Source organism: Nocardioides sp. (genome assembly GCF_036503465.1).
Classification (GTDB): Bacteria; Actinomycetota; Actinomycetes; order Propionibacteriales; family Nocardioidaceae; genus Nocardioides.
The window spans coordinates 80093-95254 of the sequence record NZ_DASXWU010000096.1 but is presented as its reverse complement, the minus strand read 5'-3'; the positions used below and the strand labels follow the sequence as shown (position 1 = coordinate 95254).

The window sequence follows — 15162 nt, the reverse complement described above, 5'->3', positions numbered from 1 at the left end:
GGAGACGGACGGTTCATCATGTCGGGTAGGTGAACGCGCGCTCGGCCAGGTGAACTCCGCTGGCCCAGTGCTGGCTCGACCACCCAGCGTGATGAACCGTCCTCAGCCCGCGAGTCCCAACCCGCACTCAGCCCGGCACCGATCAGGGATCAGCCGCAGTGGTGCACCTGCGCGCCACCCACCCACGTGGAGACCACCTGGGTAGCCCCGATCTCGTCGACCGGGCCCGCGAAGGGGTCCCGGTCGAGGACCGCCAGGTCGGCGGTGTGCCCCGGGGCGAGGACGCCGGCGCCGTCGAGGCGGTCGCGGCCGTTGACCCACGCCGAGCCGGAGGTGTACGCCGCGAATGCCGTGGTCAGGTCGAGTGCCTGTTCCGGGAGGAACGGATCGCGCGTGTCGTCGTACGACGTGCGGGTGACGGCGGTGTGGATGGCGGCGATCGGGTCCGGCGAGCTGACCGGCCAGTCGCTGCCCATCACCAGCCGGGCGCCGGCCCGGTGGAGACCGCCGAACGGGTACTGCCACGTGGTCCGCTCCTCCCCCAGGAACGGGATCGTGAGCTCGTCCATCTGCGGCTCGTGACAGGCCCAGAGCGCCTGCGCGTTGGCCGCGACCCCCAGCGCGGCGAAACGCGGCACGTCGTCGGGGTGGATCACCTGGATGTGCGCGATGTGGTGCCTCAGGTCGGCGCCTGACCGCGAAGCCGCGAACGCGTCGAGCGCCTCACGGACGCCGCGATCGCCGATGGCGTGCACATGCACCTGGAAGCCCTCGGCCGCGAGCGCGACCACGACCTCCTTGAGCCCCTCCGCCTCGACGAAGGAGTGGCCGGCGTTACCGGTGGCGTGCCCGTGCCCGTCGAGGTACGGCGACAGCATCGCGGCGGTGAAGTTCTCACAGACGCCGTCCTGCATGATCTTGACGCTCGTGGCCCGGAAACGCCCTCCCGACTGCACACGACGGCGCTCGACCAGGTCGGGCACTTGGGCCAGCCCGAGCTCCCGGTCCCACCACAGCGCACCGACCACGTCGGCGACCAGGTCACCGCTCGCGGTCGCGTCGCAGTACGTCGACCCGGTGTCGGCCATGCCGGCGTACGCACCGACGATCGCGTCCTGCCAGGCCGTGACGCCGAGCGAGAACAGGTACCGCTGCCCCTCGACCAGCCCGGCGGCGTACTCCCCCTGCTCGGGAAGGGGGAGCAGCGCGGCCACCAGATCCATCGCCCCCTCGTGCAGCGTCCCTTGGGGGCTCCCGTCGGGGAGGCGCTCGATCCGTCCGTCGGGCGGGTCCGGGGTCTCGCGAGTGATCCCGGCCAGCTCGAGAGCCCGCGAGTTGACCCAGGCGCCGTGGTGGTCGCGGTTGGGCAGGAAGACCGGCCGGTCGGGCACGACGGTGTCGAGGTCCGTCGCCGACGGCGTGCCGCCCGGGAACGCCGCCATCGCCCAGCCACCGCCCGTGATCCACGGCCCGTCGTACCGCCCGGCGTACGCGCCGACCATCGCGAGGTACTCCTGGCGCGTGCTGCCGTCCGTCAGGTCGCACTGCAGGCGCTCCAGGCCACCTTGGATCGGGTGACAGTGCGCATCGGTGAAGCCGGGAGAGACCAGTCCGCCGGCCCGGTCGATGACCTGGCCGGCACGCCGGTCGAGCGCGTCGAGCTCACCGGGCGTCAGCACGTCGACGACCTTCCCGTCGTCGATGAGCAGGCCGTGGCGAGGCAGGTGGCGGTGTCCGTCGAACACCGAGCCACCGGTGAACAGCGTCCTCGTCACCGACCCTCCAGCAGCGGGCCAGCCGGGTCGTGGGTGATCCCCAGTTTGCGCGCGGCGAGCCCCGAGAGCGCCTCGAGGCAGACGCGGTTGGCCAGGTACGCCGTGATCTCGGCGTGGTCGTACGGCGGCGACACCTCCACGACGTCGATGCCGGCGACGGGCAGCTCGCGGCAGATCCGACGTACCGCGTCGAGCAGCTGGCGCGACGACAGACCCCCGGGCTCGGGCGTGCCGGTGCCGGGGGCGTGACCCGGGTCGCACACGTCGATGTCCACCGAGAGGAACACCGCGTCGCACTCGTCCAGGGCGATCTCGAACGCCTCGTCGAGGCAGGCGTCGAGCCCCCGCTTGCCGATCTCGGTCATCTCGTAGGACCGCATCCGCTGCTCGGCCATCCAGTCCAGCGTCTCGGGCCCCGGCCAGTAGCCCCGCAGCCCGACCTGGAGGAACCGGTCGCCACGCAGCGCCCCCGACTCGATCAGCCGACGCATCGGCTGGCCGTGGCCGTAGAGCGAGCCGAACTCGATGTTCCCCGTGTCGGCGTGGGCGTCGAAGTGGATCATCGACACCCGGCCGAAGCCGAGGTGCCGGGCGACGCCCGTCGCGTCCGGGAGGGCGATCGAGTGGTCGCCGCCGAGCACGAGCGGGACAGCCCCGGCCGAGGCGACGGCGTACACGGCCTCCTCGAGCGCATGCAGGGCCCGCTCGATCTCGCCGGGCGGCATCTCGATGTCGCCCATGTCCACCACGGCGAGGTCCTGCAGCGCGTCGACGCGCAGGGCCAGGTGCGGTCGCGAGCCGTCCTGCGGCAGGTAGCAGGTCTGCCGGATGGCGGTCGGGCCGAACCGGGTGCCCGGGCGGTGGGAGGTACCGCCGTCGAACGGCGCGCCCACGACCACGACGTCGGCCACGGCCAGAGCGGCTGCGTCCGCCACGTCGACGGCAGGAACGCCGAGGAAGGTGATGTCGGGTCCGAACTGCGCGCCGTACCGGGTCATGGGGGTCTTCCTATCAGTCGCGTCTTGTCCGCGCCTACCTACGGATTTCGTGACGAATCACGGCATATGCCTACGGATTCGCTTGCAGGAGGGTCGCTGGCGCATCATGATGGGCGCACCACACGAGATGAGGGACACCGATATCCATGCGCGGCGAGATCGCCTACGACAACGCACGCCTGCAGCAGGCTGCCCGCGACCACCTCTGGATGCACTTCACCCGGCACTCCGTCTACGAGCAGGCCGACGTCCCCATCATCGTGCGCGGTGAGGGTCCCTACATCTACGACGTGAACGGCAAGCGCTACCTCGACGGCCTGGCCGGGCTCTTCGTGAGCCAGCTCGGCCACGGCCGCACCGAGCTTGCCGAGGCCGCCGCCAAGCAGACCGAGCAGCTCGCCTTCATGCCGATCTGGTCCTACGCCCACCCCAACGCGATCGAGCTGGCCGAGCGGGTCGCGGGCTACGCGCCGGGTGACCTCAACCGGGTCTTCTTCACCACCGGCGGAGGCGACGCCGTCGAGAGCGCGTGGAAGCTCGCGAAGAACTACTACAAGGTCACCGGCAAGCCCTACAAGCACAAGGTCATCAGCCGGGCGATCGCCTACCACGGCACGCCCCAGGGGGCGCTGTCGATCACCGGGCTGCCGGGGATGAAGGCGCCGTTCGAGCCGCTGGTGCCGTCCACGTTCCGAGTGCCGAACACCAACTACTACCGCGCGCCATACTTCGAGGACGACGAGAAGAAGTTCGGGCTCTGGGCGGCCAACGAGATCGCCGTCGCCATCGAGAACGAGGGTCCCGAGACCGTCGCCGCGGTGTTCCTCGAGCCGGTGCAGAACTCAGGCGGCTGCTTCCCGCCGCCTCCGGGCTACTTCGATCGGGTCAGGGAGATCTGCGACGAGTACGACGTACTCCTGGTCAGCGACGAGGTGATCTGCGCGTTCGGCCGGTTGGGGCACATGTTCGGCGCGGAGCGGTACGGGTACCAGCCGGACATCATCACCTGCGCCAAGGGCATCACCTCCGGGTACGCCCCGCTCGGCGCGATGATCGCCACCGACCAGCTGATGGAGCCGTTCCTGCACGGCGCCGAGACGTTCCTGCACGGCTACACCTTCGGCGGCCACCCGGTGTCCACCGCGGTCGCGATGGCCAACCTCGACATCTTCGAGAAGGAGCGCATCAACGAGCACGTCCGCGAGAACGAAGGGGCCTTCCGCGAGACCCTGGAGAAGCTCAAGGACCTGCCGATCGTCGGCGACGTCCGTGGCGACGGCTACTTCTTCGGTATCGAGCTGGTCAAGGACAAGGACACCAAGGAGACCTTCGACCACGAGGAGTCCGAGCGGCTCCTGCGTGGTTTCCTGTCCAAGGCGCTGTACGAGGCGGGCCTCTACTGCCGCGCCGATGACCGGGGCGACCCCGTCGTCCAGCTCGCTCCCCCGCTGATCTGCGACCAGGAGCACTTCGACGAGATCGAGCAGATCCTCCGCGAGGTGCTGACCAAGGCCGGCACCCTCCTCTGAAACCGTCCTCGGTGGTTGAGGAGGTCGCTCTGCGACCGTCTCGAAACCACCAAACGGTGCCTGGGGCCGGGCCCGAGGCACCGTCACGGGGTTTCGACTCGCCTGACACGGTTCGCAGGCTCAGCCGTGGGCTCGCTCTACCTGCGCGCCCACGCCGGGCCCTCGTTCCTCGGGCCCGGCTGCGCGCTCAGGACCAGGCGCGGGTGCGGCGGCGGCGCCAGACCTCGCCGGCGGTCACGAAGACGAACGAGATCAGGAACATGATCGTCCCGACCACGAACAGCTGCGCGGGGAAGTCCTTGAGCTTCGCGCCGTAGATGTACAGCGGGAACGTCACGGACTGCCCCGCGGTGAAGTTGGTGACGATGAAGTCGTCGAACGACAGCGAGAAGGACAGCAGGGCAGCCGCCACGATGCCCGGCATGGCCAGGGGCAGGGTGATCAGCCGGAAGGTCTGCCACTCGTTCGCGTAGAGATCCATGGCGGCCTGCTCCAGCCGCGAGTCCATGCCCGCCAGGCGGGCCTTGACCGTCACCACGACGAACGACAGGCAGAACAGCACGTGGGCGATCACGATCGTGATGAAGCCCAGCACGCTGTCGAAGCCGGTCGCGACGAACATCGCCAGCAGCGACGACCCCATCACGACCTCCGGCGTCGCCATCGGCAGGAAGATGAGGAGGTTGGACGCGGCCCGGCCCCGGAACGAGTGACGCACCAGCGCGAACGCCATCAGGGTGCCGAGCACCGTTGCGATCACGGTGGCCGTGATGCTGACCTCGAGGCTCAGCTTGACGGAGTCGCAGAGCCCCTCGGGGTCACAGATCGAGGTCCAGTTGCCCCAGGTGAACGACTCGAACTGGCCCGTGGCCGACGTGTGCCCCGTCGCGCTCGCGGACGGCTGGTTGAACGAGAGCGCGAAGATGTAGCCGATCGGGACGAACATGTAGACCAGGACCAGGATCCCGATCAGCAGCACCATGTGGTCGGAGAACCACCGAGCGAAGCTCCGTCGTCGGGCCTCGACGGGGCGCTGGTCGCGGTCGGCCGAGGGTGGGCTCTTCAGGACGGTGGCCATCAGAGCAGCTCCTCGGTCCCGACCCGGCGTACGTAGACGATCACCATGAGCACGACGATGACCATCAGGATCAGCGACAGGCTCGCGGCGAGCGGGTAGTTGTGCTCGGTGAGGAACGCCGCCTGGATGCGGTTGCCGACCATGTACTGCTTGGGCGTGCCGAGGATCTCGGCGTTGATGTAGTCGCCGCAGGCCGGGATGAAGGTCAGCAGCGTCCCCGAGACGACGCCCGGCAACGACAGCGGCAAGGTCACCCTCCGGAACCCCGTGAACGGGCTCGAGTAGAGATCACCGGCAGCCTCGATCAGGCGGTAGTCGACCTTGTCCAAGGACGCGAACAACGGCAGCGTCATGAACGGCATGAAGTTGTAGATCAGGCCGGCGATCACCGCGGTCGAGGTGGCCAGCAGACGACCGTCGTGGGGAAGGATGTGGACGGTGCGCAGGAAGTCGGCCACCGGCCCGTTGTCGGCGAGGATCGTGTGCCACGAGATCGTCCGGAGCAGGAAGCTGGTGAAGAACGGCGCGATCACCAGGACCAGCATGAAGTTCTTCCAGCGCCCGGCCTTGAAGGCGATCGCGTACGCCAGCGGATAGCCGAGCAGCAGGCACACGCCGGTCGTGATGCCGGCGTAGATGAACGACCGCACGAAGAGGTTCCAGGTGTCCCGGACCGCGTCCAGGTAGTTGGCGAAGTGCCAGGTGAGGCTGTAGCCGGTGAAGTAGTTGCCGCTGGGGTCGTACAGCGAGGTCAAGAAGAGCTGGACCGTCGGGAAGACGAAGAAGATCGCCAGGTAGAGCATGCCCGGCACCAGCAGGAGCCATCCCCATCCCCGCCGCCTGGCCGTCGCCCCGTCGACGGCTGCCGTGTCGGGTGCTGCGGAAGGCAGGACGCCGTGGCTCACTCGCGATCCTCCGGCGTCATCATGCCGGCGTGGGCGTCCTGGTCGGCGTCGAGCAGGAACGCGTGCTCGGACGACCAGCTCAGGTCGACCTCGTCGCCGTTCCTGAACAGCGGGCGGCGACCGGTGTTCTGCTCGAAGACCATCAGCTCCTGGTCCCACGGCATCGCCACGAGGTACTGGGTGCTGACCCCGATGAAGCTCACGTCGCTGATCCGCCCGCCGGTCAGCACGTTCGAGTCGGTGCGCTCGGTGTTGCCGGCGTCGCTGGCGAAGATCTTCTCGGGACGGATGCCGAGCCAGGCCTTGCGGCCGGTGGCGTGACAGCGGTCGGCCGAGACGCCGATCTTCTGACCTTGGCAGTCCACGACCACCTCGGGGCCGGAGCCGTCGATGATGTCGGTCATGATCAGGTTGGACTGGCCGAGGAAGTTCGCGACGAACGTCGTGACCGGGTTCTCGTAGAGGTCGTCCGGGGCGCCCATCTGCTCGATCACGCCCTGGTTCATCACCGCGATGGTGTCGGCCATGGTCATGGCCTCCTCCTGGTCGTGCGTCACGTGCACGAAGGTGACCTCGATCTCGGTCTGGATGCGCTTCAGCTCGATCTGCATCTGGCGACGAAGCTTGAGGTCGAGGGCTCCCAGGGGCTCGTCGAGCAGGAGTACGCCGGGCTCGTTGATCAGTGCTCGGCCGAGGGCCACTCGCTGCTGCTGCCCGCCCGAGAGCTGGGCCGGCTTGCGACCGGCGTACGGGCCGAGCTGGACGAGCTCGATCATGTCGAGCGTCTTCTGCTTGTAGTCCTTCACGCCGCGACGCCGGAGGCCGAAGGCGACGTTCTCGAAGATCGTGAGGTGCGGGAACAGGGCGTAGGACTGGAAGACCGTGTTCACCGGCCGCTTGTACGGTCGCAGCCGGGTGATGTCCTGGTCACCGATCAGGACCCGCCCCTGGGTGGGGTCCTCGAGCCCCGCGACCATGCGCAGCGTGGTCGTCTTGCCACACCCGGACGGACCGAGAAGGGCGAAGAACGACCCGTTCGGCACCGTCAGGGAGAGCTCGCGGACCGCCGTGAAGTCACCGAACCGCTTCGTCAGTGACTCCAGGCGCAGATCCTGGTTCGTCTCAGCCACCCATCACCTCGTTGAACTGGGTCTGGTAGCTCTGCTCGCTCTTCTGGTCCAGGCTCATGAACGCGTGGCCGTTCTGGAGGATCTTCTGGCTCGGGAAGATGAACTCGCTGTGCACGGCCGACTTGTCGAACTGGCCGATCTGCTGCTGGGCGCCCTTGACCGGGCAGAAGTAGTAGTTCCAGGCGGCGAGCTTCGCGGCGTTCACCGGGTCGTAGTAGAAGTTCATCATCGTCTCGACGTTCGTCTTGTGCTCGGCCATGTTCGGCACCAGCATGTTGTCGGTCCAGATGGCGAAGCCCTCGTCCGGCGGCACCCACTTGTACTTGCCACCGCCGAGCAGGTTGATCACGTCGCCGCTCCACGCCTCGCAGGCCACGATGTCGCCGGACTTCATGTCGTCGACGTAGTCGTTGCCCGTGAAGCGGCGCACCTGGCCGTTGTTGACGTACTTCTGCAGCGCACTGATCGCCGAGGAGAACTCGTCGGCGGTGAAGTCGCCGGGGTCGCTGTCCTGGAGCAGGAGCATGAAGAGCATGGTGTCGCGCATCTCGGTGAGCAGCTCGATCTTGCCCTTGAGGTCGGGGCGCGTGAGAAGGTCCTTGAACGACGTGACCGGGTCGGTGAGGTCGGAGTTGTAGCAGATGCCGGTCATGCCGCTCTGCCACGGGACGCTGTAGTCACGGTGCGGGTCCCAGTCGGGCGACTTCAGGGAGTCGATCAGGTTGGCGTCGACGTTGGGCATCTTCGAGTGGTCCAGCTTCTGGAGCCAGCCGAGGTCGACCATCCGGGCGGCCATCCAGTCGGTCAGCACGAAGACGTCGCGTCCGGTGGACTTGCAGTCCTGCAGCTGGGGCGAGACCTTGGCGAAGAACTGCTCGTTGTCGTTGACGTCGCCGTTGCGGTAGTCGACCTTGATCCCGGTCTCCTGCTGGAACTTCTCCAGGGTCGAGGTGTCCTTCGCCTTGGCGGGATCGATGTAGCCGATCCAGTTCGAGAACACGATCGTCTTCTGGGTCGAGCTCAGGTCCTTGCTGACGCACGACCCGGCCGACACCTTGGCGCCCTTGGTGCCGCAGGCATCCAGGAGGGCCGGGGAGGACAGCGCGAGCGCGCCGATCCCGGCGCCGCGCAGCAGGCTCCGGCGCGAGAGGCCGCTGCTGGGGCCGAGGCCGCTCAGGAGCCGCCGGGTGGTTGCGTCGGACGGGGACCTCGATGCCATGTCTGCTACTTCCTGTCGGGGCTCGGTGCGAACGCGGTGTTGCCGAATCGGTTCGGATCGTGTCATGTGGACCGGGGCGCGACAAGGGATTCCGTGTATCAATTACCGTCGTACGACGAAATCCTTGGTCTTTCGGTGCTGGACCGGTCGTGTCGGTGGCTGACAGCATAGGCGCCATGACGAAGAAGCAGCCTCGGGCGACGCTGGACGACGTCTCCAAGGCGATCATCGAAGAGCTCCAGGCCGACGGCCGGCGGTCGTACGCCGCGATCGGCAAGGTGGTCGGACTGTCCGAGGCAGCCGTGCGACAGCGCGTCCAGCGCCTGATCGACAGCGGCGTGATGCAGGTGGTGGCGGTCACCGACCCGCTCGAGCTCGGCTTCGCCCGCCAGGCCATGGTCGGCGTACGCGTGAACGGCCCGATGGAACCGGTCGCCGACGCCCTGGCCGACCTCGAGGAGGTCGACTACGTCGTCATCACCGCCGGCGTCTACGACCTGCTGGTCGAGGTGGTCTGCGAGAGCGACGAGCACCTGCTCGAGGTGATCTCCGGCAAGATCCGGCGCATCTCGGGCGTCGTGGGCACGGAGACGTTCATGTACCTCAAGCTCCGCAAGCAGACCTACTCGTGGGGTGTCCGCTGAGGTCCGACTACCGCTCCCTCTCGCTCTGGCACGAGACCGCCGACGACGACTGGGCGCCTCGCCCTGCCCTGCCAGGTGACCGGGACGCCGACGTGGCGATCGTCGGCGCCGGGTTCACCGGCCTGTGGACCGCTCTCTACCTGGCGCGCGCCGACCCGACGTTGCGGATCGCGGTGGTGGAGGCGGAGTCCGCCGGCTTCGGGGCCAGCGGCCGCAACGGCGGCTGGGCCTCGGCCCTGTTCCCGGCCTCGCACGCCTCGGTGGCCAAGCGCTCGAGCCGGCAGAAGGCGCTGGCGCTGCACGGGGCGATGCGAGCGAGCGTCGACGAGGTGCTCCGCGCCGCCGAGGAGGAGGGCATCGACGCCCGAGCGGCGAAGGGTGGGACGGTCGTCCTGGCCCGGTCGAGGGCCCAGTGGACCCGGGCTCGAGCCGAGGTCGCCGAGGCACGTGCCTGGGGACTGGGCGAGGACGACGTGCGGCTGCTCGACGCCGCGGAGGCGACCGGTGTCCTGGCGGGCACCCGGGTGCGCGGCGCGACGTACACCCCCGACTGTGCGGCGATCCATCCCGCCCGGCTGGTGCGGGGCCTGGCCGACGCCGTCGTACGACGAGGAGTAGCGCTCTACGAGCAGACCCCCGCCACCCGGATCTCGGCGGGAACCGTCGTCACCCGGCACGGGAACCTGCGCGCCGAGCGCGTGATCCGCGCGACCGAGGGCTACACGCCCACCCTCGACGGCGAGCGCCGGCGGCTGATCCCGGTGTACTCACTCATCATCGCCACCGAGCCGCTCCCGGCCGACGTCTGGGAGCAGATCGGGCTGCGCCGGCGCGAGACGTTCAGCGACCACCGGCACCTGGTCATCTACGGACAGCGCACCGCCGACGACCGACTGGTCTTCGGCGGCCGCGGCGCGCCGTACCACTTCGGCTCACGGATCCGCCCGGCGTACGACCGGGTTCCGGCCGTGTTCGACGCACTGCACGCGACGCTGGTGGACCTGTTCCCGGTCGTCAGAGGGGCGGCGATCACCCACCGCTGGGGTGGCGCGCTCGGCATCGCCCGGGACTGGACGGCCTCGGTCGGGCTCGACCCCACGTCCGGGCTGGGCTGGGCCGGGGGGTACGTCGGCGACGGCGTGACCACCACCAACCTCGCCGGCCGCACCCTCGCCGACCTGGTGCTGGGCCGCGACACCGAGCTGACCCGGCTCCCCTGGGTCGGCCACCGCTCACGCTCGTGGGAGCCCGAACCGCTGCGATGGCTGGGCATCAACGCCGGACTGCGCGGGATGACCTGGGCGGACCGCGAGGAGGAGCGGACCGGGCGTCCGAGCCGGATCGCCCGGCTGGTCTCCCCGTTCATCCACTGAGGATCCGCGGACCCAGCTTCGACGCGATCCAGCTCGCCGCCGGATGGCCGACGCGATGAAGGTCGTCGACGACGGCGGCCAGGTCGTACGTCGTGCTGCGCAGCCGACGTCGTACCCCTCCTCGTCGGCCGTGAGCAAGGCCCAGCGCGCCAGGCCGTCCCGGGACCGCGGGAGGCTGACCGCGCCCGGGTTCACCACCCGGACGCCGTGGACCGCCCGATCGAGCGGGACGTGGGTGTGCCCGACCAGGACGAGATCGGCCGCGTCGCGGGTGAAGCCGAGCGCGTGGAGGTCCGCGTCGGTGCCGTCGGGGTGCGCACCGGCTCCGTCGTCGCGGCCGGGCGAGGCGTGAGCCAGCAGCACCCGCGGGCCGTTCGGCAGGATCACCCGCTCCTCGACAGGCCTGGTGCTCAGCCAACGCTCGTGGCCGGCCGCGGCGACGGCATCCCGCGTCCATGCCAGGGAACCGAGCACCTCCGCCAGGACGCGGCGTTCCTCCTCTGTGCGCGGCTCGTCGACACGCGGCTGCATGCCGCTGACGTCGCCGGTCAGGACGTATCGGTCGGTGTTCCCGCGTACGCACCTGACGTCGCCGAGCCCACGGATCCGGTCCAGCGTCTCGGCCGGACGCGGGCCGTAGGCGACGAGGTCGCCGAGGATCCAGTACGCCGTCACGTCGGCGGCCGCTGCGTCTGCCAGCACGGCGTCGAGTGCGGCCGCGTTCCCGTGGACGTCCGAGATGACCGCGACCCGCATGCCCCGGTCTACCAGTCCCGCTGCTCAGAGGCCGTTGTCGGCGGTGTCGGCCGGCTTGCCCGGCTGCCGGACCCAGGCCTGGAAGAACGACGCGAGATCCTGGCCGCTGATCTTCTCGGCGAGCGTCTCGAAGGCACCGGTGGAGCCGTGGGCGTGCCGGTGCACGACGGCCCAGCGACGCAGCAGGTGGGCGAACGCCTCGCCGCCGATCCGGCGACGGAGCGCCGCCAGCGTCATCGCCCCGCGCTCGTACACCGGGCCAGTCGAAGAGGTCCGCTGCCCCCGGGTCGGCGACCACGAGGTCCCAGAACCCGGAGCTCGCCGGCGTCGAGCCGTAGACCTCGCGCAGCCAGCGCGAGGTGGTCTGGCCGCCGTGTCCCTCGGTCCAGCGGTGCTCCATGTACGTCGCGAAACCCTCGTTCAGCCACACGTCCGCCCAGTGCCGGACCGAGACCGAGTCGCCGAACCACTGATGGGCCAGCTCGTGGACCATCAGCAGCCGCGAGACGCCGCGCGGGTACACGGGACGGGTCTGGTTCTCCAGAGAGAACCCCGGGTCGAGCGCGGTGACGACGCCTCCGGTGAACCGGAAGGGGTAGCGACCGAGCTGATGCTGCAGCCAGTGCACGATCTCGGGCGTCTTCCGGAGGCCGGTCACGGCGCTGTCCCGCTGCGCCGCGCCGAGGCGGCGCGAGACCGCGAGGTAGTAGGGAAGATGGTGCGCCGTGCCCTGTCGGATCTCGAACTGGCCGGCCACGAAGAACGCCAGGTACGTCGCCATCGGGCCGCCGCCGCCCCAGTGGTACGTCGCGCGGTGGCCGGTCCGGCGTACCCCGAGGAGACGGCCGTTGGAGACCACCTGCTGGTCGCGGGGGACGGTGACGTGGATGTCCATCCGCGCCTTGTCCAGCGGATGGTCGTCGGCCGGGAACCACCACGGCGCCATGTGCGGCTCGTTGACCGCCTCGGCCTCGTGCGCCGTGGCGACCCAGTTGCGCTCCCCCGCGTAGCTGTAGCGTGCCGGGCGTCCGGCGTACCGCACCGTGACGCTGACCGTCCTCCCGGCGGCGATCGGGCGTCTCGGCTGGATCCGTAGCTCGTGGTGGTCGGGTCGGGTGAACGTGGCAGGACCCGTGGACAGCTGCACCGACGAGACCGGCAGCAGGAAGTCGAGGTCGAACCAGCGCAGCCGGTCCTTCGTGCGCAGGGTCAGCCGGGTCCGTCCGGTGAGGCGACCGGTGAACAGATAGGTGTCGTGGATGGCGTAGGAGCGGACGTCGATGCCGGCGTTCCCGTCCTCGGGGAAGTACGGATCCCCGATGCCGGTGCCCGGATCGGCCGATGCGGCCGCGGTTGCTTCGGCGGCGTCGTCCGCCGGTGCGTGGTGCACGCCCGAGCCGCCCGCCACGAGTCCGATCGCGACGAGCGCGACGGTGATCCGGGTGAGCACGGAGGAAGCCTAGGGCCGGCGATCCCGGCCGCGTCGGGAGACGCAGGATCGTTATTCGCGTTGCGGACCGCGGCCGCGCCCTGCCACACTCGTCCGCGGCCCGGAATCCGGCCGGTGCCCCGAGTGAGAGGAGCTGCGACGTGACGACCGAAGTCTTCGGCATGCCCACCGCCGTTACCTCTTCTGACTGGAGCACCACCACCGATGCATTCGGAGCACTACACCGAGCGCGCTGACGCGCTCGAAGAGTTCTTTACCGACAGCTACACCCACGTCGACCCGCTGAGCGGGATCGACCCGTCGTTCGTCTTCGACTTCGAGGAGTACGACGACCTCGAGGACGGCCAGCGCTGGTCCACCTGGCTCTCGGTCGAGCCGCTGCAGCGCGGGCCGGAGCCGCGGCCCGACTGGCTGGTCACCTCGCAGGGGGCGATCGACACCGAGCTCGGCATCCTCAAGACCGGCAAGGAGGCCGATGTCTTCCTGGTCGAGCGGGCCGACCCGCTCGACCCGGAGAACGCGGTCGTGATGGCCGCGAAGCGCTACCGCGCGCCCGACCACCGCAGCTTCCACCGCTCGGCGGCGTACACCGAGGGACGCTCGATGAAGCGCTCTCGCGACAACCGCGCCCTCAAGCGGAAGAGCACCTTCGGCCGCGAGGTCGCCGCCGGCGAGTGGGCCGTCTCCGAGTGGGGCGCGCTGGTCCGGCTCTGGCAGCTCGGCCTGCCGGTCCCCTACCCGGTGCAGATCGACGGCACCGAGATCCTGATGGAGTGGATCACCTACGACGGGGAGTCGGCGCCGCGGCTGGCGCAGACCCGGCCCGATCCGGAGCTGCTCGCGTCGTACTTCGACCAGCTGCGCGACTCGCTGGCCACGCTCGTGCAGGCCGGGCTCGTCCACGGCGACCTCTCGGCGTACAACATCCTGGCGGCGGGGCCGCGGTTGGTGATCATCGACCTGCCGCAGGTCGTGGACCTGGTCGGGAACGCGAACGGGATGGACTACCTGCTCCGCGACTGCACCAACATCTGCGGATGGTTCCGCGGGAAGGGGCTCGAGGTCGACGAGCAGGAGCTGTTCGGAGAGCTGATGGCCCACGCGTTCTGAGAGCGCCCCTCCGCCGAGCCTGCGAGCCGGAGGACCAGGCGCGAAGGTTGCCCTTCGAGACGCCTCGTCCCTCGGCTCCTCAGGAACCGGCGTCGGCGTACACCCGAAGCGAAGCGAGGGAGTGCGCGACGCGTCTCGAAACCCGGTGACGCCCGCGCCGACCTCGCGGTCCTAGAGTCAGCCCGTGCGCAAGGTCCGCGGGCGGTCGATCCGGGTCCGCCCGATGGCCGGCGCGCCGCGGATGGAGCACGGCGACGTGCCGATCGACCCCTACCGCGGCGCGCTGTACACGCCCGCCGAGCTGTACGACGTCCAGCCGTACGCCGGCTCGCTGGACGCTCGCGCGTACGCCTGGTCGCTCGAGCCGCCGACCCCGCAGGCCACCCTCGCCCAGGCGCTGCACGACCACGCCGTCGACGAGGCCCTCACCGAGTGGATCACCGGCCGGCACCTGGTCGGGGTCATGGGCGGGCACGCCCTCGACCGCTCCTCCGCGGCGTACGCCGACGCTGCCCGCCTCGGCTGGATGCTCGGCCAGCGGCACGTCGTCGCGACCGGCGGCGGTCCCGGTGCGATGGAGGCCGCCAACCTCGGCTGCTTCCTGGCCGGCTCCTCGCGTGACCGTCTGGCGTCAGCGGTCGCGACACTCGCCGGCGTGCCGTCGTTCAAGCCGTCGGTGGACCAGTGGGCGGCGAAGGCCCTGACCGTCGTCGACGGGGTGTCCGGCCGGGAGTCGCTGGGCATTCCGACCTGGTTCTACGGCGACGAACCGCCGAACGTCTTCGCCACCGCGATCGCCAAGTACTTCCGCAACGCGACCCGTGAGGCGATCCTCCTCCAGGTCTGCGACGCGGGGATCGTGTTCCTTCCGGGCGCCGGCGGCACGGTCCAGGAGATCTTCCAGGACGCCTGCGAGAACTACTACGCCGCTCCGGGGTCGGTCGCGCCGATGGTCCTGGTGGGGCGGACGTACTGGACCGAGACCCTCCCCGCCTGGCCGCTGCTGCACTCGCTCGCCCGCGGCCGGGCCATGGAGGGCCAAGTGCACCTGGTCGACACCGTGGACGAGGCGGCCGGGTTGGTGCAGGAGCGGCGTGTTCCCCGGTCTACCGGGGAATCATGACGTTCTCGGCCGAAATTTCCCCCCAGAAGGTCAGCGTTCCCCGGTTCACCGGGGAACACGCCGCCACGCGGA

Annotated in this window: 12 protein-coding genes and 2 pseudogenes; 5 read left to right on the top strand and 9 right to left on the bottom strand. The window is 69.7% G+C overall.

Translation table 11 applies throughout. The features are described from left to right. Positions 1 to 149: 149 nt before the first annotated feature. Both VGK78_RS18245 and speB read right to left on the bottom strand, forming a co-directional pair. A complete protein-coding gene (locus tag VGK78_RS18245; protein ID WP_331529151.1) occupies positions 150 to 1775 on the bottom strand; it encodes an amidohydrolase in 1626 nt (541 codons plus the stop codon). Further along, positions 1772 to 2773, bottom strand: coding sequence for an agmatinase (gene speB / locus VGK78_RS18240; protein ID WP_331529150.1), 1002 nt, complete (start codon positions 2771 to 2773; stop codon positions 1772 to 1774). Before speB ends, VGK78_RS18245 begins: the two co-directional genes overlap by 4 nt. Before the next feature lie 146 nt (positions 2774 to 2919). On the opposite strand from speB, the gene VGK78_RS18235 reads away from it, so the two are divergent. Continuing rightward, a complete protein-coding gene (locus tag VGK78_RS18235; RefSeq protein WP_331529149.1) occupies positions 2920 to 4302 on the top strand; it encodes an aspartate aminotransferase family protein in 1383 nt (460 codons plus the stop codon). A gap of 187 nt (positions 4303 to 4489) precedes the next feature. On the opposite strand, the gene VGK78_RS18230 is transcribed toward VGK78_RS18235, so the two are convergent. The 4 genes from VGK78_RS18230 to VGK78_RS18215 are packed head-to-tail and all read right to left on the bottom strand — an operon-like array spanning position 4490 to position 8634. After that, complete coding sequence (locus tag VGK78_RS18230; protein WP_331529148.1) at positions 4490 to 5380, bottom strand: ABC transporter permease; 891 nt, start codon at positions 5378 to 5380, stop codon at positions 4490 to 4492. Beyond that, positions 5380 to 6285 (bottom strand): ABC transporter permease, encoded by a 906-nt coding sequence (locus VGK78_RS18225; RefSeq protein WP_331529147.1) that lies wholly within the window; start codon positions 6283 to 6285, stop codon positions 5380 to 5382. The genes VGK78_RS18230 and VGK78_RS18225 overlap by 1 nt, the downstream gene beginning before the upstream one ends. Continuing rightward, complete coding sequence (locus VGK78_RS18220; protein ID WP_331529146.1) at positions 6282 to 7415, bottom strand: ABC transporter ATP-binding protein; 1134 nt, start codon at positions 7413 to 7415, stop codon at positions 6282 to 6284. Before VGK78_RS18220 ends, VGK78_RS18225 begins: the two co-directional genes overlap by 4 nt. After that, entirely contained in the window at positions 7408 to 8634 is a 1227-nt protein-coding gene (locus VGK78_RS18215) for a spermidine/putrescine ABC transporter substrate-binding protein (RefSeq protein WP_331529145.1), read from the bottom strand. Before VGK78_RS18215 ends, VGK78_RS18220 begins: the two co-directional genes overlap by 8 nt. Positions 8635 to 8837: 203 nt before the next feature. Between VGK78_RS18215 and VGK78_RS18210 the strand changes: the two genes are divergently transcribed. After that, positions 8838 to 9278, top strand: coding sequence for an Lrp/AsnC family transcriptional regulator (locus VGK78_RS18210; protein ID WP_414690709.1), 441 nt, complete (start codon positions 8838 to 8840; stop codon positions 9276 to 9278). Then, positions 9263 to 10651 carry an FAD-binding oxidoreductase gene (locus tag VGK78_RS18205; protein WP_331529143.1) on the top strand — a complete coding sequence of 463 codons (1389 nt, stop codon included), beginning with the start codon at positions 9263 to 9265 and terminating at the stop codon, positions 10649 to 10651. The genes VGK78_RS18210 and VGK78_RS18205 overlap by 16 nt, the downstream gene beginning before the upstream one ends. Positions 10652 to 10783: 132 nt before the next feature. Here the strand turns inward: VGK78_RS18205 and VGK78_RS18200 are convergent. The 3 genes and pseudogenes from VGK78_RS18200 to VGK78_RS20430 all read right to left on the bottom strand — a co-directional run. Then, a pseudogene (locus tag VGK78_RS18200) lies at positions 10784 to 11407 on the bottom strand (metallophosphoesterase family protein); the annotation flags it as partial. A 24-nt stretch (positions 11408 to 11431) separates the two neighbouring features. Further along, positions 11432 to 11662, bottom strand: a complete 231-nt coding sequence (locus VGK78_RS18195) for a hypothetical protein (protein WP_331529142.1) — start codon at positions 11660 to 11662, stop codon at positions 11432 to 11434. A 118-nt stretch (positions 11663 to 11780) separates the two neighbouring features. Further along, positions 11781 to 12449, bottom strand: a pseudogene (locus VGK78_RS20430) (M1 family aminopeptidase); the annotation flags it as partial. A gap of 612 nt (positions 12450 to 13061) precedes the next feature. On the opposite strand from VGK78_RS20430, the gene VGK78_RS18185 reads away from it, so the two are divergent. Together VGK78_RS18185 and VGK78_RS18180 are read left to right on the top strand one after the other, a co-directional pair. Then, positions 13062 to 13967: a serine protein kinase RIO gene (locus VGK78_RS18185; protein ID WP_331529140.1), complete on the top strand. Its 906-nt coding sequence runs from the start codon at positions 13062 to 13064 to the stop codon at positions 13965 to 13967. 184 nt (positions 13968 to 14151) lie between these two features. Beyond that, positions 14152 to 15090: a Rossmann fold nucleotide-binding protein gene (locus VGK78_RS18180; protein ID WP_331529139.1), complete on the top strand. Its 939-nt coding sequence runs from the start codon at positions 14152 to 14154 to the stop codon at positions 15088 to 15090. The last annotated feature ends 72 nt before the right edge of the window (positions 15091 to 15162 follow it).